The sequence below is a fragment of the Halorubrum vacuolatum genome, assembly GCF_900188065.1.
GTDB classification, from domain to species: domain Archaea; phylum Halobacteriota; class Halobacteria; order Halobacteriales; family Haloferacaceae; genus Halorubrum; species Halorubrum vacuolatum.
Window position 1 is genome coordinate 92,483 of sequence record NZ_FZNQ01000008.1, and the last position, 18,226, is coordinate 110,708.

15 protein-coding genes are annotated in these 18,226 nt (G+C 66.4%); 7 read left to right on the plus strand and 8 right to left on the minus strand.

The window, feature by feature from the left end; genetic code table 11:
- Positions 1–20 precede the first annotated feature (20 nt).
- The 4 genes from CHB65_RS09260 to CHB65_RS09275 all read right to left on the minus strand — a co-directional run bounded on the left by CHB65_RS09260 (position 21) and on the right by CHB65_RS09275 (position 8,455).
- Entirely contained in the window at positions 21–749 is a 729-nt protein-coding gene (locus tag CHB65_RS09260; RefSeq protein WP_089384777.1) for an SDR family NAD(P)-dependent oxidoreductase, read from the minus strand.
- Positions 750–841: 92 nt separating this feature from the next.
- On the minus strand, positions 842–5,542 hold the full coding sequence (gltB, locus tag CHB65_RS09265; RefSeq protein WP_089384778.1) for a glutamate synthase large subunit: 4,701 nt from the start codon (positions 5,540–5,542) through the stop codon (positions 842–844).
- A 348-nt stretch (positions 5,543–5,890) separates the two neighbouring features.
- Complete coding sequence (gene proS / locus CHB65_RS09270; protein ID WP_089384779.1) at positions 5,891–7,366, minus strand: proline--tRNA ligase; 1,476 nt, start codon at positions 7,364–7,366, stop codon at positions 5,891–5,893.
- Positions 7,367–7,450: 84 nt separating this feature from the next.
- Positions 7,451–8,455 carry an arsenic resistance protein gene (locus CHB65_RS09275; protein WP_089384780.1) on the minus strand — a complete coding sequence of 335 codons (1,005 nt, stop codon included), beginning with the start codon at positions 8,453–8,455 and terminating at the stop codon, positions 7,451–7,453.
- A 119-nt stretch (positions 8,456–8,574) separates the two neighbouring features.
- On the opposite strand from CHB65_RS09275, the gene CHB65_RS09280 reads away from it, so the two are divergent.
- From CHB65_RS09280 to CHB65_RS17425, 7 genes are all read left to right on the plus strand, one after another.
- Positions 8,575–9,309, plus strand: coding sequence for a helix-turn-helix domain-containing protein (locus CHB65_RS09280; RefSeq protein ID WP_245809946.1), 735 nt, complete (start codon positions 8,575–8,577; stop codon positions 9,307–9,309).
- A gap of 230 nt (positions 9,310–9,539) precedes the next feature.
- The gene (locus tag CHB65_RS09285) at positions 9,540–9,764 is read left to right on the plus strand and encodes a 4Fe-4S ferredoxin N-terminal domain-containing protein (RefSeq protein WP_089384781.1); all 225 of its coding nucleotides are present in this window, start codon (positions 9,540–9,542) and stop codon (positions 9,762–9,764) included.
- Positions 9,757–12,078: a molybdopterin-containing oxidoreductase family protein gene (locus tag CHB65_RS09290; RefSeq protein ID WP_089384782.1), complete on the plus strand. Its 2,322-nt coding sequence runs from the start codon at positions 9,757–9,759 to the stop codon at positions 12,076–12,078. Before CHB65_RS09285 ends, CHB65_RS09290 begins: the two co-directional genes overlap by 8 nt.
- Positions 12,075–12,779, plus strand: a complete 705-nt coding sequence (locus CHB65_RS09295) for a 4Fe-4S dicluster domain-containing protein (RefSeq protein ID WP_089384783.1) — start codon at positions 12,075–12,077, stop codon at positions 12,777–12,779. Before CHB65_RS09290 ends, CHB65_RS09295 begins: the two co-directional genes overlap by 4 nt.
- Before the next feature lie 5 nt (positions 12,780–12,784).
- Positions 12,785–13,858: a polysulfide reductase NrfD family protein gene (locus tag CHB65_RS09300; protein WP_089384784.1), complete on the plus strand. Its 1,074-nt coding sequence runs from the start codon at positions 12,785–12,787 to the stop codon at positions 13,856–13,858.
- Positions 13,855–14,502 carry a TorD/DmsD family molecular chaperone gene (locus tag CHB65_RS09305; protein ID WP_089384785.1) on the plus strand — a complete coding sequence of 216 codons (648 nt, stop codon included), beginning with the start codon at positions 13,855–13,857 and terminating at the stop codon, positions 14,500–14,502. Before CHB65_RS09300 ends, CHB65_RS09305 begins: the two co-directional genes overlap by 4 nt.
- Positions 14,492–14,881 carry a helix-turn-helix domain-containing protein gene (locus tag CHB65_RS17425; RefSeq protein WP_218818934.1) on the plus strand — a complete coding sequence of 130 codons (390 nt, stop codon included), beginning with the start codon at positions 14,492–14,494 and terminating at the stop codon, positions 14,879–14,881. Before CHB65_RS09305 ends, CHB65_RS17425 begins: the two co-directional genes overlap by 11 nt.
- Before the next feature lie 159 nt (positions 14,882–15,040).
- Here the strand turns inward: CHB65_RS17425 and CHB65_RS09315 are convergent, their stop codons facing one another.
- The 4 genes from CHB65_RS09315 to CHB65_RS09330 all read right to left on the minus strand — a co-directional run bounded on the left by CHB65_RS09315 (position 15,041) and on the right by CHB65_RS09330 (position 18,226).
- Complete coding sequence (locus tag CHB65_RS09315; RefSeq protein WP_089384786.1) at positions 15,041–15,889, minus strand: mechanosensitive ion channel domain-containing protein; 849 nt, start codon at positions 15,887–15,889, stop codon at positions 15,041–15,043.
- 1 nt (position 15,890) lies between these two features.
- On the minus strand, positions 15,891–16,700 hold the full coding sequence (dacZ, locus tag CHB65_RS09320) for a diadenylate cyclase DacZ (RefSeq protein ID WP_089384787.1): 810 nt from the start codon (positions 16,698–16,700) through the stop codon (positions 15,891–15,893).
- Between the two features lie 96 nt (positions 16,701–16,796).
- Positions 16,797–17,396: a TIGR04206 family protein gene (locus CHB65_RS09325; RefSeq protein WP_089384788.1), complete on the minus strand. Its 600-nt coding sequence runs from the start codon at positions 17,394–17,396 to the stop codon at positions 16,797–16,799.
- A gap of 59 nt (positions 17,397–17,455) precedes the next feature.
- Positions 17,456–18,226 (minus strand): helix-hairpin-helix domain-containing protein, encoded by a 771-nt coding sequence (locus tag CHB65_RS09330; RefSeq protein ID WP_089384789.1) that lies wholly within the window; start codon positions 18,224–18,226, stop codon positions 17,456–17,458.

The window sequence follows — 18,226 nt, forward strand, 5'->3', positions numbered from 1 at the left end:
TTCCATACGCCCCCTGTCGATCACCGCATCGATTCCCCACCGTTCACGTTCAGCGTCTCGCCGGTGACGAAGGTCGCATCCCGCAGATAGGCGACCGCGTCCGCGATCTCCGCTGGCCGACCGAACCGGCCGATCGGGATCTCGGCGCGGGCCGCCTCCGCCTCCTCGGGGGTGCGATCGGCGGTCATATCGGTCTCGATGTGGCCCGGGGCGACCGCGTTCACCCGGATGTCGGGCGCGAAATCCGCCGCATGGCTGCGCGTCAACGAGAGCAACGCCCCCTTCGAGGCCGCATAGTGACACTCGATCGGCGCGCCGGTGTGTGCGAGGATCGAGGAGACGTTCGTGACCGAGGGGTCGTCCTCGGACGCTTCGAGCGCCGACAGCGCCGCCTTCGTCACGTTGAACGCGCCGTTGACGTTGACGTCCATGACGTGATCGAAATCGGCGGGCGATAACGACTCGGTGTGGACGTGCTGGTCGATCCCGGCGTTGTTCACCACGTGATCGAGCCCGCCGAACGTCTCGACGCCGCGTTCGACGAGCCGAGCCGCAGCGTCCGGGTCGCTGACGTCAGCCTCGACTGCGATGGCCCCCGACCCGGTCGATTCGACCAGCTTGACTGCGTCCTCGGCGGCCGCCTCGTTCGTCTGATAGTTGATAATGACGTCGTAGCCGTCGTGGGCGAATCGGTGCGCGATCGCCCGTCCGATCCCCCGCGAGGAGCCGGTAATAAGCACAGCGGTCATGACGCGAGCGACGCGAGCGACCCACTTCGTGTTTGTCGTTCCGGAACCACGGCCGGTCGATCAAAAAACTGAGTCGGTCTCGACCGGTCGGATCAGTCGTCGCTTGAGACGCTTTCGGTTGCGTCCGTGGCCACGTCCGGGGCCGCTTCGGCGGCGGTCGGCAGGTCATCGCGGACGTCCGCGCCCCGACCCTCGGCGATCACCTCCGCGTAGGCATCGGGGAAGACGCGGACGAAGTCCCCGACGGCTTCCTCCCAGTCGGCGAGCAGCTCGGCTGCCCGCTCGCTACCGGTGTAGGCGCGGTGGTTCTCGACGAGTCGGCGAAGCATCGTCCGGTCCGCGTCCTCCAACTCCTCGGAGAGGGTAACCATCCCACGGTTCAGACGGGCATCCAGCCGGTCGTCCGGATCGTAGACGTAGGCGACGCCGCCGGACATCCCCGCGGCGAAGTTTCGGCCCGTATCGCCGAGGACGGCGACGACCCCGCCGGTCATGTACTCACAGCCGTGATCGCCGACCCCCTCGACGACCGCTTTCACGCCCGAGTTGCGGACGCCGAACCGCTCGCCGACGACGCCGTTGACGTACATCTCGCCGGCGGTCGCGCCGTAGAGACAGACGTTTCCGGCGACGACGTTCTCTGTCGGATCGTAGCCGGCGTCGGCGGGCGTGTCGATCACGATCCGGCCGCCCGAGAGGCCCTTGCCCACGTAGTCGTTCGCCGCCCCCGAGAGCTCGAAGGTGATCCCCGAGGCGAGGAACGCGCCGAAGCTCTGGCCGGCGTAGCCGTCGAACCGGCAGGTGATCGTGTCCTCCGGCAGCTCGTTGCCGCCGCGTTCGGAGACCACCCGGTTCGAGAGCGCGGCGCCGACGGCACGGTCGACGTTCGCGATGTCGTGAGTCAACGCGACGGGTGCGCCGTCGACGATGCCGTCGGCCGCCTCGGCGATGAGGTCCCAATCCAGCAGCTCGTCGATGCCGGGGTGATCCTGCTCGCGGGTCTTCGTGCGCATCTCGCCCGCGGGGTCCGCGATAACCGCCGAGAGGTCGAGATGTCTCGCCTTCTCGTGGTCGGTCGCGCGCTGGGTGAGCAGGTCGGGCCGCCCGATGAGCTCCTCGAGTTCGGTGTATCCGAGCTCCGCCATGATCTCGCGAAGCTCCTGGGCGATGAAGGTCATGTAGTTGATGACGTGATCCGGCTCGCCCGGGAAGCGCTTTCGGAGGTCCTCACGCTGGGTCGCGACCCCGACCGGACAGGTGTTGTTGTGACACTGTCGCGCCATCACGCACCCGGAGGTGACGAGCGAGGCCGTCCCGAAGACGTACTCCTCGGCACCGAGAGCGGCCGCCACCGCGACGTCCCGGCCCGTCTTCATGCCGCCGTCGGAGGCGACGCGGATCCGATCCCGTAAGCCCGTGGCTCGGAGCATCTGGTTCGTCTCTGCCAGCCCGAGTTCCCACGGCAGTCCGGCGTTCTTGATCGAGGTTTTCGGCGATGCGCCCGTCCCACCGGAGTGGCCGGAGACGTGGACGACGTCGGCGTTCGCCTTCGCGACGCCGGCGGCGATCGTCCCGATCCCCGCCTCGGAGACGAGCTTCACGTTGATGTCGGCGTCGACGTTGGCGGCTTTCAGATCGAAGATCAGCTGTTTGAGGTCCTCGATCGAGTAGATGTCGTGTTGTGGCGGCGGCGAGATGAGCCCGACGCCGGGGGTCGAACACCGGACGTGGGCGATCATCTCGTTGACCTTGCCGCCGGGGAGATGGCCGCCCTCGCCCGGCTTCGAGCCCTGCGCCATCTTGATCTGCAGCTCCTCGGCGCTCGCGAGATACTCGGCGGTGACGCCGAAGCGACCGGAGGCGACCTGCTTGACGTTACACTCCTTTTCGGTGTTGAACCGCTCGGGCGGCTCGCCGCCCTCGCCGGTGTTCGATTTCGCCCCGAGACGGTTCATCGCGATGGCGTTGTTCTCGTGTGCCTCCGGCGAGAGGCTTCCGAGGCTCATCGCGGCCGTCGAGAAGCGTTTCACGATCTCCTCGACCGGCTGCACCTCATCGATCGGAACCGGATCGCGGTCGGAGTCGAACGTCAGGAGGCCACGCAGCGTCTGAAGGGTCTTCGACTGGTCGTTCACGAGCTCGGCGAACTCCCGATACCGCTCATAATCCCCGCTTCGGACCGCCTGCTGGAGCGTCCCGACGGTCTGCGGGTTCCAGCCGTGATGGACGCCCGAGGAGCGGTTCTCGTACTCGCCGATGGTCTCAAGCTGTGGATCGGCCCCGAAGGCCATCGCGTGTCGCGTGCGGAGGTCGTCCTCGATCTCCTCGATCCCGATCCCCTCGGTCCGGATCTCCGTCCCCTCGAAGTACTCGGCGACGAGGTGTGAGTCGAGCCCGACCGCCTCGAAGATCTGTGCGCCCTGGTAGGACTCGACCGTCGAGATACCCATCTTCGCCATCGTCTTCAAGAGGCCGTCCTCCAACGCCTTCCGATAGGCCGCGATCGACGCCGCCTCGTCCGCGCCGTCCGGACCGGCGGTGATGTCGGCGATGGAGGCGTACGCGAGGTACGGGTTCACCCCGTCGGCGCCGTAGCCGACGAGCGTCGCGAGGTGATGTACCTCGTGTGGCTCCGCGGACTCGACGATCAGCCCCGCACGGTTCCGGAGGCCGTGTCTGACGAGGTGGTGGTGGACGGCCCCGGTGACGAGTAGGCTGGGGATCGCGAGGCGGTCCGGTCCGACGGCCCGATCCGAGAGGACGATGACATCAGCGCCGTCCTCGATGGCGTCAGCGGCCTCCGCACGGACCCGGCTCACCGCGTCCTCGAGGGAGCCGTCGTGGTGGTAGGTGATGTCGATCGTTTCGGCGTCGAACCCGACCTCGCTGCCCGTGAGGTCTTTCAACGCCGCCGTCTGCGCGTCGGTGAGCACGGGTGAGTCGGCGACGATCTGCCGGGCGTGCTCGGGGGTCTCACCGAGGAGGTTTCGCTGGTTGCCGATCCGCGATTCGAGGGAGGTGACGAGCTCCTCGCGGATGTAGTCGATCGGCGGGTTCGACACCTGAGCGAAGAGCTGTTTGAAATACGAAAACAGGGGGCGGTCCACGTCGGCGAGCACCGACAGCGGCGTGTCGTCGCCCATCGAACCGACGGGGTCCTTGCCCGACTCCGACATCGGCTCGACGAGGTGATTCAACGAGTCGGTGGTGTAGCCGAACGCGACCTGATGGGCACGGACGGTCGGCGCGTCCGATGCCGCCGCTTCATCCGCCTCGCTTGCGGCCGCCGCGTCGCCGTCGGCGTCTTCGATCGCCGTCAGGTCGTCATCGAGGTCGCCGAAGCCGGCCGCGACCCCGTCGTCCTCGGGGACGAGTTCGTCGAGGGCGGCCTGGTGCTCCTCGACCCACTCGCCGTATCGCTCGTCGGTGAGTTCGTCGAAGACGTCCTCGTCGGGGACGATACGCCCCTCCTCCGGATCGGCGACGAAGATCTCGCCCGGGCGCAGGCGGCCGCGAAGGGTCACCTCGGCGGAATCGGTGGGGAGCGCGCCGACCTCGCTGCCGACGATCAGCCGGTTGTCGGCGGTTACCTCGTATCGACACGGCCGGAGCCCGTTGCGGTCGAGCACGCCGGCGACGCGGTCGCCGTCGAAGCCGATCACCAGCGCGGGGCCGTCCCACGGCTCGACGAGCGAGGCGTGGTAGTCGTAGAAGTCACGGCGGTCTTCATCCATCAGGTCGTCGCCACGGAACGCCTCGGGGACGAGCATCCGGAGCGCGTGCGGGAGGTCGCGGCCGGTCTGTAAGAGGAGTTCGAGCGCGTTGTCGACGCTCGCGGTGTCCGATTGGTTCGGGTCGTTGATGATCGGCTCAAGCGTCTCGATCTCGGGGCCGAAGGCGGGATGTTCGAGGTCGTTCTCGCGGGCGCGCATCCAGTTGACGTTCCCACGGATCGTGTTGAACTCGCCGTTGTGGACGATGTTGCGGTACGGGTGTGCGAGGTGCCACGCGCCGAGCGTGTTCGTCGAGAATCGGGCGTGTACCAACGCGACGTGGCTTTTAAACCGCTCGTCGGTGAGGTCGGTGAAGTAGTCGGCGAGCTGTGACCCCTTCAGCAGACCTTTATAAACGACGCGCTGGCGGTCGAGCGAGCAGACGTAAAATCGCCCGGCACCGGAGATGTCCGCGACCGTGTTCTCGATCTCGCGACGGGCGGCGTACAGGGCCCGGTCGAAGCCGAGGATCGCCGGGTCGACGTCCTCGGGAGCGCCGTCGCCGAATCGCTGGGCTAAGCCCGCCCCTTCGACCGGCGCGACGAACAGCTGTTTGATCTCGGGTTCGGAGTCGCGGGCGGTCGCGCCGAGGTCGGCGTCCCCGGTAGGAACGTCCCGCCATTCCAACACCTCCAGGCCGTAGACCGCGAAGACCTCCGCGATCACGTCGTGGATCTCCGCCTGTACCATCGGTTCGGTCGGCATAAAGACGGCACCGACGGCGTACTCCGCGGGCAGGTCGGCCTCGACGACCGCATCGAAGAACTCGTCGGGGCGGGCGACCATGATCCCGGCGCCGTCGCCGGTGTTCGGTTCCGCGCCGGTCGTGCCGCGGTGTTCGAGGTTTTCGAGCAGCTGTACCGCATCCGTCACCGTCCGATGGGTGGGCTCCCCATCGAGGTCGACGATCCCGCCGATCCCACAGTTCGAGCGGTCGTCGTCCGGGGCTGCAAGCCCCCTTTCATGTCCCGACGATCCGGCACGCGCAGGATCGCGGGTGGTACTCCGTGGCGTGGTCATAGGTGGTAATGAGAATAGGGTATATAAATTCCTGTTCCTGATAGGGGTAGGATCCATTGACCACACATTAGGGAATATAAGGTCATTATTCATAAGGGGTTGTGGTTCTTTAACACAGTAAACAAACGATCTATAATAAACCGAAAAGAAGCCCAAAAAGGTTTAAAAGCATCCTCTCGACGATCGAAATTTCCTCAAAAAGAAATATAAGTAAACACCTGACGAAATCCATCATCGGCTCGGGATCGACCTACTCCGTGCATCCGTCCGGAGGCTCCCGAACGTCCCAGCAAACGGACCTCAGCGTGTCACCGAAGACGGACCTCAGTACGGCCCGGGGGACCGTCCTCAGTACGTCTTCGCGAAGTACGCCGTCCGGGTTGCGGGTTCCTCACAGATGGCGCAGGTTTCGTCGTGTCCTTCGTCCACGAGCGGGTCGTCGTCCTCGAAGGGGACCATGACGATCTCCGCGGCCATCGCCTCCTTGATCGGCTCCTCACAAGCCTCCTCGCCACACCACGGCGCGGTCACGTAGCCGCCGTGCTGGCCGAGCGTCCCGAGGATCGAGGCGCGATCGTCGGCCTCGCGTACCGCGCCGTCCAGCGTCTCCTCGGCGGCGGCGTAGAGTTTGGCGTAGATCGTTTCGAGGTGCTCCTCGACCGTCCCGACGATCCCCTCGCGATCCGCGACGACGCTCTCGCCGTCGGGGCGATGCACGAGCGTCAACTCGCCGTCCGCCACCTCGTGGGGACCGATCTCGATCCGCAGCGGGACGCCGTGGAGCTCGTGATCGTTGAACTTGAACCCCGGATTGCGCTCGTCGCGGTCGTCGAGCTCGACACGGACGCCGGCGTCGGACAGCTCCTCGGCGATGTCCTCGGCGTACGAGAGCACCTCATCCTTCGTCTCCTCCTGCCAGATGGGAACGATGACGACCTGCTCCGGGGCGACCGTCGGCGGCAACACGAGGCCCTGTTCGTCCGAGTGCGTCATGATCAACGCGCCGAGCGCGCGCCACGAGAGCCCCCACGAGGTGGTGTGTGCGAGCCGCTCCTCCTCGTCCTCGTCGGCGTAGGTGATGTCGAACGCCTCCGCGAACGACTGGCCGAGGTGGTGTGAGGTGGCGCCCTGTACGGACTTCCCGTCCGGCATCAGCGCCTCGACGGTCGTCGTCGTGTGTGCGCCGGGGAACTTGTCGTGATCGGGCTTCTGCCCGCGGAGGACGGGGAGCGCGAGGAGGTCCTCATACACCGACTCGTACTGATCGAGGCGGGTGAGCGTCTCCTCCCACGCGTCCTCGTGGGTCGCGTGCGCGGTGTGACCCTCCTGCCAGAGGAACTCCTTCGTTCGGAAGAACGGCTTCGTCTCCGTCGCCTCCCATCGCACGACCGAACACCACTGGTTCACCCGCAGCGGGAGGTCGCGGTGGCTGCGAACCCAGCCGCTGATGTAGGGGGTGATGATCGACTCGGAGGTCGGCCGCACCGCCAGCCGCTCCTCCAACTCCTTCGTGCCCGCCTCGCTCACCCACGCGACCTCGGGGTCGAACCCCTCGACGATCTCCTTTTCGCGTTCGAGATACGACTCGGGGATGAAAAGCGGGAAGTAGGCGTTCTGGACGCCCGTCGATTTGAACTTCGCGTCGAGGAACGACTGGAGTCGCTCCCAGACCGCATACGCACGCGGGCGGGTAACGATGAAGCCGCTCATTCCCTCCGGGCCGTAGTCTGCCAGCCCCGCCTTCCGTACGACCTCGGCGTACCACTCGCCGGTGTTGTGTGATTTGGATTCGGTGATCCCGAGTTCCTGATCGTCGTCGGTCATTGTTTCACACAGCGCCCGTCGCGGGCTTAAAAGGTCCGAAGGGATGGGACGGTGTCGGTCACCACAAACCCCGTTCGGTCCTGCTCACCGCCGCGCCGCCAGCGCCTCCCGAAGGGTGCGACCTTCGTCGACGACGTCGCGACGGTACTGCATATAAAAGGCGCCGAGCGGCGGCTGGATCACGTACGCTAACGCGATGGGCAGCACGGCCGTTTCGGGGATGGCGTCGGCGGCGACGACGATCGCGAGCGCGATGGAGAGGTTCCGCATACTGGTCGCATACACCAGGGCGACGCCCTGCGCGTCGGACAGCAGCAGCCTCCCGAGCGCCGCGCCCGCGATCAGGATGACGGCATAAAAGGCGACCAGCGGGACGACGACGAGCGCCGAGGCGAGCGGGTCCGCGAGGATGCTTTCCGAGCGCATCGTCATCGCGATGAAGACGATAAGCATCACCCCCAAAGAGCTCAGTCCACCGAAGGTCGGCTTGAGCCGTTTGAACCCGTCGGCGCCGTACCGTCGGAGCAGGAACCGCCGTGTGACCGCGCCGGCGACCATGGGCGCGATGACGACGATGGCGAGCTGCCGGTAGAGCGTGGTCGGGTCGAACCCGACGCTCGCGGGAACGAGCAGCGAGAGGTACATCGGAAGGACGGCGACCGCGACGAGGAGGTTGACGGCCATCGCGACGAGCGCCGACTCCAGGTCGCCGTTCGCGAGCCCGGTCCAGGCGGCGGTCATCCCCGAGGTCGGGATCAGCGCGATGAAGTAGAGCCCGATCGCGAAGGAGACGTCCCCGCCGAAAAAGAGCCGCGCGAGCCCGACCGCGAGAAGCGGGGCCACCCCGAAGTTGACGAGCAGGCTCAGCCCGACCGGCCGCGCGTGGTGTCGAACCTTCAGCACCTCCCGCACGTCGATCGTGATCATCATTGGGTAGACCATCAAAAACACGACCGGGACGACGACGGCCGACAGGAGGGTCCGCGTGTCTTCGGTGATGAACTGTCCAACGACGAGGCCGGCGAAAAGTGACCCGAGAACGATCACGATCAGGTTCGATTTGAGGGCGATGAGACCGCGACGTATCATGCCCTTAATATTGCTTGTTATGTACAATAGTATTCCGGTCCGGTCGCCGCGATGATTCCCGGCGAGCGGGAATCGATCGGCGAATTATGTGGGTTGGGCGAGAACAACGAGGTAAGCGCATGTCAAGCAACGATACGGGCCCGGCGACGGGCGGGCCCACGGCGGGCGGGATGGTGGATCGGTGCCGGGAGGCCGCCCGTTCGACCGCCGATCCGGGGGCCGATGAATGTACCGAGCCGGGGGAGTCGTTCGATGAGCGGGGCGTACAGGCGGTCCTCGAGGTCGAGCGCGGCGGTGCCTGTCCGCTGGACGACTTCGAGGGCGACGTGATCGACGTCGACGTGCGCTACCAGATGGGTCGCTGTCTCGGGGAGGTCGAAGTCCGTGAGTGCCGCGACGCCTGTTCGTCGACGCGACAGTTCTCCGAACCGATCTGTGAGCACTGTCCCGGGATCGTGTTCTCCCGCTACGGCTGTATCCCCCGGTTTCTTCGGACCGGCGACGGCTCCTTCGTCGTCGAAACCCGTCTCGACACGGTCGAGACACTCTCCGCGCTGGTCAACGAGATCCGGGGGCGCTGTGCGAGCGTGACCGTCCGATCGATCATCTCGACGGAGGGGCCGGACGGTACCGAATCGTGCTCGGTCGACCTCTCTGCGTTGACGCCGAAACAGCGCGAGGCCGTCTCGCTCGCACAGGACCACGGCTACTACGATCCATCGTCCGAGGTGGCGCTCTCGGAGCTGGCCGCGGAACTCGACATCTCGACCTCCGCGCTCTCACAGCGGCTCCAGCGGGCCGAGAGCAACGTCCTCGGCCAACTGGATTGCGGCTGTCGGTGTCTGGACGGCTAGTCGTCCCGGGCCGAACCGGATCGTTCATATTTAAACACTTACGACCTTCGGCAGCGGCTGGTCGCGCCTAATCACTCGTTCCACGGTCGGAAACGCCTTGCAGCCGGTTCATCATGGGCGTAATCCTGCCCCCGTTAGCCCCATCTCAACCGGTCACAGGTATATAAAGGCTTAATCAGTCCAGCGTGGACCCCATGCCGGTGTGGGTGGTACGTTTATATGTGAGCGACATGTCCCAAAACAACCCGGATCCCTTGGAAACGCTTGCATCGCTCGGCACCGCGCCGGAACCCAGCCAGTACGATCAGGAGCTCGGTCGTGAGGTCGGCGCGGCGGCGCGACGGGTCGCCGACGGCGACCTCACCGAGGAGGAGTTCCACGAGCTGTTCGCCGACCGGCTCGCCGCCGAGTTCGGGGACGCATACGTCCCACCGGAGGGGAAGGACGATGGGTGAACGCCGGGGCGGCGGCCCGGACCTCTCGCGACGGTCGCTGCTTAAAACCACCGGCGCGGCCGTTGGTCTCGCCGGACTCAGCGGCTGTGTCGACCTCATCGAGGGCGACGCGGACCGTGACCTGGGCCGGCTCGCGGAGGCGGAGACCGCCTTCGGGAACTGCTGGATGTGTCATCACGCCTGCGGACAGCAACTGCAGGTCAACGACGGGACGATCGTCGACATCTCGGGCGTCGATGGCCACCCGCGCGGGAGCGCCGGCCCCGGTACGGAGGGCACCCTCTGTCCGAAGGGGCTCGGCGAGATGGAGAAGGCCCACGACCCCGACCGCATCACGCGGCCGTACGTCCGCAAGGACGGCGAGCTTCAGGAGGTCGACTGGGACGAGGCATTCGCGTACACGGCCGACAAACTCCGCGACCTCGCCGAGACGCACGGTCCGGAGACGTTCCTCGACGCCGCGAGCTGGACGACGACGGACCTCCACGAGGTCGTCTGGCGTGACCTCTACGGCACGCCCGAGCGGATCGGCCGCGGCCGACACGTCTGTTTCGGCGGGGCCCACCTCAGCGGGAACCTGATGGGCGTCGGCGCGGACATGCGGTTCGTCGACTACCAGAACTCCGAGTACATCATCGCGTGGGGACGCAACATCTTCGAGTCGTTCGCGGGACAGTGGGAGCCGAAGGGCGTCCTCGAGGCGCTCGATAACGGTGCGACGCTCGTCGTCATCGACCCCCGACACACGCCGACCGCCCAGAAGGCGGACCACTGGCTGCCGATCGAACCGCGGACGGACGGGGCGCTCGCGCTCGCGATGGCACACGTCATCATCGAGGAGGGGCTCCACGACGAGGAGTTCATCCAGGAGTGGACCCACGGGTTCGATACCTACGAGGAGGCGGTCGCCGACAAGACGCCGGAGTGGGCCGCGGAGATCACCGGCATCGACGCCGAGTTGATCCGCGAGATCGCCATCGGGTTCGCGGAGGCAGCACCCGCCGCCGGCATCGCCCTGTGGACCGGCGTCGGCCAATACGCGGAGTCCCAGAAGGCCTCACAGAACGTCTTCGCGCTCAACGGGCTCGTCGGCAACATCGACCGACCGGGTGGGCTTCGTCTCTGGCAGGGGCCGCCCTTCTCGGACCCGTTCGAGGTTCGGGATATCGACCTCCCGAACAACGCGGCAGACGAGACCCCCGCGCTGCGGAAGTACGATGAGTACGCCGACCAGCCGTACAGACACACCACGGGGATCGGCCACAACATCGTCCCGGAGATGGTCGAGAACGGTCATATTCGGGGGATCTACACCCACTACGACAACCCGATCAACGACGGGAACAGCGAGGCGTGGATGAACGCCTTGGACGAGATGGACCTCGTCATCACCGTCGACGCGTACTGGAGCGAACTCACCCGCCGCGCGGACGTGGTGTTCCCCGAGGCGATCCAGCTCGAAAAGGACACCTTGATCGACTACGCACCCGCCTGGAGCGCCTACCACGACCGGCGCTGGATGACCGCCTCGGAGGCGGCGGTCGAACCGCTCGGCGACTCGAAGCCCGGCTTCCAGATCCTGCGGGGGATCGCCGAGGAGATGGGCTGGGGCGAGTACATCCCGTGGGAGAGCGAGGCCGAATACAACGAGGACATGCTCGCGAACGTCGAGTACTCCTTCGAGGAGATCGCCGAACAGAACTACGTCATCTTGGAGGAGTTCGGTTACGAAGCGTGGCGCGAGAACGGCTTCGGCACGCCGACGAACGCGTTCCAGTTCGACCTCGACGAGATGGACGCCTACGTCAGATCGCTCGAGGAGGTCGAGGAGATGGAAGGCGTGGAGCTGGAGACCGGGCCGCAGTGGCTCCCGCCGGGGACGCTCGGCGAGCTGCCCGACGAGGAGTACCCGCTGCACTTCTATGACACCCGCTCGGTGTTCTTCGCGTTCGGCGCGGACCAGCCGCTCTCACAGCAGCGATCACAGTACGCGGCGAGACACGGCCTGCAGTCGGCCGACTACGAGGGGAACTACCTCACGATCAACCCGGCGGACGCGGACCCCCGCGGGATCGAGACCGGCGACATGGTCACGGTCGAGTCGGCCGACGGGGCCGGGGAGTTGATGGCGTACGTGAGCGAGCGGACGCCTCCCGGCTTCCTCACCGCCGAGTTCGGCTTCGGCGAGGGGGTCCCACACGAGGAGGGATTCAACACGATGATGCTACACACCGAGGGCGTCGACCCGCTCTCATCACAGCCGGACCGGCACATTCCGATCGAGGTTCACGCCAACGGGGGTGACGGGGCATGAGCGAACAATGGATGTTCTACTTCGACCCGAACCGCTGTATCGGGTGTCACGCCTGCTCGATCGCGTGTAACCAGCGTCACGACCGCGACGCCGACGAGGACGACTGGCGGACCGTGACCCACCTCGAACGCGGGGAGTACCCGGATTTCCAGGAGCTGCCGGTGTCGATGTCGTGTATGCACTGTCACGACGCCCCCTGTGAGCAGGTGTGCCCGCCGGACGCCATCGTGAAACGTGAGGAGGACGGGCTCGTGACGGTCAACCGGGACCGCTGTATCGGCTGTCACTACTGTGCGTGGGCCTGTCCGTACGGCGCGCCGACCTACGACGACGAGGGGCTCATGTCGAAGTGTAACATGTGTCTCGGCGAGGGGCCGGGAAGCGGCCACGGGAAACCGCCCAAACAGAAGCCGGAGGACGGCGGGCTCAAGCCGTCCTGTGTCGACAACTGCGTCGGCGAGGCGATCAAGGCTGGCCCCGTGAGCGAGGTCATGGCGGAGGCGTCCGAGACGGCCGCCCGACGCTTCGAGAACGGCGCGTACAACTCCCGGGTGATCGTGGAGCCGATGGACGAGGACTCGGCGGCCGGGATGGATGACGTCGCTGATGCATCGATCGACGCGAACGACGAGGGCGCGGCCGCCGTTCCGGCCGGCGGGAGCGACGCCGACGGCGGCGCCTCCGACTGGCTCAACGGGTGATCACGATGACGAGCTCACTCATCGCGCTGGAGACGTTCGTCGGCTTCCGGTGGCTCCCGGCCGACTACTGGGACCTGTCGATCCCGGTGTACCTCTATCTCGCGGTCGTCGCCGGTGGCGCCTACCTCGCCGGCGCGTCCGCGTGGTTCCGCCGCACCCTGGGTGGCGGGGGTGGCCGGCTGGAACCGGAGCTGATCCGCTGGGGGTTCCTGATCGCGGTCGTCAGCGCCGCGGGCGCCGGGCTCGCGGTCATGTCGCACCTCGCGGTCGTCTATCGGGCGCTGTTGTTCCCGATCTACCTCACAAACTTCTCCTCGTGGATCACGATCGGCACCTGGATCCTCGTGATCCTCTCGGTGATCGCCACGCTCTGTCTCGTCCTCGCGCTGTTTGGAGAGGATGCGGCCGACGCGGGCGACGGCGACGGACGAAGCCTGTGGCCCCGGGCGGTCGTCGCGAAGGTGGGGGTCCTTCCGACGGTCGACCGGCTCGTCGATCGCGTCCGTCCGCCGACGGGTGCGCTCGTCGCGCTCCATGCGGTCGGGGTCCTTTTCGCCGTCGCGACGATCTACACCGGCTTCGAGCTGGCCATCGTCGAGACGGTGCCGCTGTGGAACGAGCCGGTCATCGTGCCGGCGCTGTTCCTGACCAGCGGCGTCGCCGCGGGCGTCGGGCTCACCCTCGCGGTTACCCTGCTCTTCGAGCGCGAGATCGGCCGGCTCGCGGGCGGCTACGCGGTCGCCGTCGGCGTCCTCTCCGGGGTGAGCCTGCTGATCGCGGGCATTGGATGGGGCGAGGTCGCCGCCGGCGGCATGGCGGCGACCGCCTCCTACAGCGCCCTCACGGAGGGCACGCTCGCGATCGGCGTTCTCGTCGTCGCGCTCGGGCTCGCCGTGGCGTTGGTCGTTGGGGTCGTACTCGGTGCGGCCGCGGCCCTCGGGCGACTTCCCGAGCCGGTCGAACGTGTCGGCGGCCCGCTCCTCATCGGGTCGTTCGGACTGCTCACCGTGAGCGGGCTCGTGATGCGGATCCTGTTCCTGCTCGCGGCCGAACAACACCCGGTGGTGGTCGTCGCATGACGGGGGTCAAACCCGAGCGTCAACCGGTCTCCGACGGCGGCCCGGACGGGTCCATGCCGAGCGAGCCGATCGTGGAGCTCCATACCCTGCTCGCACGCTGTGTCGCCCATCCGGACGATGCGACGGTCGAGGCGATCCGCTCCGGCGAGTTGATCGATCGGATCCTCGATAGGGCGGCGGCGGTGGGACTCGACCTCGATCGACCGTCCCTTCCGGACCGACCGCGGGAGGCGTATCTCCGGACCTTCGAGGGGTTCGACGGTGACGCCTACGCGCCGCCGGCGGAGTCCGTCTACGAGCCCTGGTGGGACGGAACGGAGCGTGGACTGCTTTCCGGTCCGCCCGCACACGACATGCGCCGTCGATACGACGCCGCGGGGATCGACACACCCGACGCCTACCCCGCCGACCACCTCGCGCTGGAGTTGGAGTATGCGGGTCTGCTGCTCGAAAACGGCGACCCGGCTGAATACCATGCCTTCCGCGAGGTCCACTTCGGTTGGCTTCCGGCGCTTCGTGACCGCGTCAACCGGACGAGCGAGGTCGCCTTTCATCGGTGGGCGGTCGACACCATCGTCCGCTTGGTCGACCGGGTCACTGCCGAGGTTGCGGCCGAAAGCGAGGGTAACGACCATGATGAGTGAGGGTCATCCGACGCACGATCCCGGCAATCCCGCCTCCTCACACGGGGAACACATCCGGATGAGCCTCTCGGTGTCGGACCCGGAGGCGGCCCGTGAGCTGCTCGTCTGTCTCGGGAATGCCGTCGGTGCGTCCGTGTCCGTCGACTGCGTCACACAGGACGACTCGATCCCCTGTTCGATCCCCGTCAACGGTCTCACCGAACGACAGGTCGAGACGGCCGTGACCGCCGTCGAACGGGGCTACTACGATGTTCCCCAGGCCACGTCGCTCTCGGAACTCAGCGAGGAGTTCGGCGTCACGAACTCGGCGATCTCACAGCGGCTTCGCAGCGTCGAGCGCACGTTGGTCCGCTCGCTCGTCGAGACGGCCCGTCGCTGAACGGTCATGCTCGAGAAATCGGCGCTGATCGGTTGCGCCTGAGGAACCGACGCCGATCGGTTGCGCCTGAGGAACCGGCGCTTATCGGTCATGCCCGACGGCGAGTCGCCCCCAAACCCGCGGATCGGGTTGGAGATCGGTCACGGGCTCGTTTTTGCGTCACTCGCGTATCCGAACGATCCCGTCACGGAAGACGGCGTGATTCGGGAGAATGTGTTCCTCGCCGTCGGTCTCGATCCGGGTGACGAACAGGTCGACCTCCTGGACGATCCCGCGCTGGCCGGCGACCCGCACCTCGTCGCCGATCCCGTACGGCTGTCTGAGAAGGAGAAACAGTCCGGCGGCGGCGGCCGCGAGCAGGTCCTTCGTCGCGAGCGCGAGGAGAACGACGACCGCGAGCGCGTACGCGGCGAGCAGGATGATGAGCGCGAGCGTCTCCACGCCGACCTGTCCGAGTGCGAGCAACGCCGCCACGTAGACGATGCTGTATTTCACGATGGTCGGCAACAACCCGACCTCGGGGAGTTTCACCCCACGAAGCCGCTCGGCGACGAGCAGTTCGGCCTTGTCGCCGACGACGATTCCGACGATGATCACGAGCAACGCGATGAACAGTCGGGGAACGAACGTGGCGACGTTCTCCCAAAATCGGTCGACGAAATCGACCTCGGCGACCGTGAGCGCGACGACGACCGCCACGGCGACGATGAAGTACGCGGAGAGTTTTGCGATAATGGCGACCGTCGAGGTGTCGAACTCGCGGGCGGTCCGCTCGAACGCCGTCCCCTCTATCGCTTCCGGCACGCCAGCTCGCGTGAGGAGCCGACGGCTGAGTATCCCGACGATGACCGCCGATACGAGCCCCAACACCAGTACGAGAAGCGCCACCCAGAGCCGTTCGGGAACCGCACCGAGAACGTCGCTGGCGGCCGAAGAGGGAACCGAGGCGGCACCGAGGTCATTGCTTACCGCGGGGAGGATGGCGACCCATGACGCACACCCCGTCATCTCAGTACTCCTCCGGGTCGACCTCGAGAATAAGCCTTCCGCCTTTAAAAGCCCGGACGAGCCCGTCGGACTCCGAGAGCACGATCGCGATGGCGTTGGTGTCGCGGGTGATCGCCCCGCCGGCCATGTGACGGGCCCCGAGCCCCTTCGGGATGTCCACCCCCTCCGCGGCCGGTTCGAGATAGCGGTACGCCGAGACGATCTTTCCCGAGTCCGAGACGATGAACGCGCCGTCGAGCCGCGAGAACTCCTTTAACATCACGTTGACGATGGGATCGCCGACGTAGACGTGTGATTTCTCGAACGGGTTGTACGAAAGCGAGCGGGACTTGTTCATCACCTTGCCCGCGTCGCCGACGACGAACAACGCGCCGACCGGCTTCCCCTTCTGTCCCTTCTGTCCCAACTCGATGGCGACCTCAAAGACGTCCCGGATGACGCCGGGGTCCGCCCGGGAGTTAACGAAGAGGTCGTAGATCCCGGTATGGATCGTCGAGTCGACGCCCACACGCACCACGGCGTCGGTGGCGTCACCGAAGATGGAGACGACACAGACGACCTCGTCGCCCTCGTCGACCAAGTCGGCGTCCATCGCGCCCTCGATGCCGAAGCGGATCCGGTCGCGAACGTTCTCGAACGGGAGCGGCAGCTCCACGAACTCCTCGGCGTCGACGGCGTTCTCGGCAGCGACCACGACAGCCGCCGACCCCATCTCCTCGAACCGGGTATAAAAGGAGGTCGACGGCGAGAACAACAGCACCACGTCGGCGTCCTCGACGAGGCTCGCGAGTTGGTCTGTGAGTGATCCCATTAGTTACCGTGAGCACTCACGGGAGGGGTAAAACCGTTGTGTCGCCGTCGTACGCGCGTCTGACGGTCGTTTGTTTGTCCGCTGATGGTTGTGACGCTACCGGAAGATGCGCCGGAGATCGTTGCGGTACACGGCGATCACGACCGCGAGGCTCGCGACCGTCGACACCGGAAGCACGCTGAATATCCCCATCACGTTGCCGGCGCCGAACCGCGAGGCGACGCCTACGGTTACCCAGAGCGTCGCGAGCGCGCCGAGGACGATCAACCCACCCGTCACCCGCCGGTCCTCCCTCCCGAACAGCCGACCCGTCCCAGCGCTCGCGACCGCGAGGAGGTGGAAAGCGAGCGCCAGCGGCCACGCCTGAATCGACGCGGGAAGCGTCGCAAACGGTCGCGGCTGATCGCCGAAGTAGTCCCACACCGGGTAGATGGAGAACCCAACGGTCGGGTCCACCGATCCGGTGTTGATAAATCCCCACAGGCTGACGAGGGTGAGATCCCCGGTTCCCGACGGCACCACCGTCATCGGGACCGCCAGCAACGCGAGCACCGCCACGAAGGCCGGGAGCGAACTCACACTCGGGGTCTTGGAGTCATCCTCGCCGCCACCTTCGGTACCTTCCGCTCGGACTGCTCCGCCCGGATCCGTCCGGCTGTCGGCGTTCAGATCCGCTCGACGGTCGACGTCCGACATAAACCCCTCTCGGGTCTCGGCCGGTTTAGCTCGTTCGACGACGGAACGCCTCCGGACGTTCACTCGGTGCTTTGGTTCTGGTCTTCGAAGCGTTCCGTTTGGAGGGATTCACGGACTGCACCGTGTTCCAACACGCGCTCGGGAACGTCACCGCTGAGCACGCTCGTCCGTTCTGCGCGGTGCATCACGGCATCGAGCATCGAGTCGTCGATCCGATACTGCTGCGGCAACGACAGTTCACCTTTCTGTTCGGCCTCACGCACCGTCCGCTTAAGCTCCTCACCGGGCGTCGCCGCGAGCGTTCGACGATCGATATTTAATCTGACAAGGGCCTCCGCGAGCTGGCTGTCGGCGCCGAGTTTGACGTGCCGGGCCATGTCGATGAACCGCTTTGTGCGCGCCTCCGACAGGCCGGTTTCGACGGCGACCGCCCGCGGGTCCCGGCGTGCGAGATCCCGGACGTCCTCGACCCCGGCCCGCCGGAGCCGTTCCGCGGTCGCCTCCCCGATCCCTTGGAGATAACTGAGCGGCAGCCGGGGTGAGGGATCGAGTTCCCCCACCTTCGAGGGAACGAACGAGAACCGCAACCGGCCGTCCCCCTCGCCCGGGGTCACGCCGAGTTCGTCGAGATCGCCCGCGTCCGATTCCGACTGTCGGATCGCCTCCGTCCCGGCCTGTGTCTCCGGGCGAACCGGGATCTCCACGTCGACGCTCTCGACCGAGAGATACACGCGCGTCTCGCCCTCCCGATCGAGCCTCGATCGCTCGACGGTTTCGACGCCACGCTGCAGGCTCGCTTGGACCCGCGACATGAGTTCGGCGTACTCCAC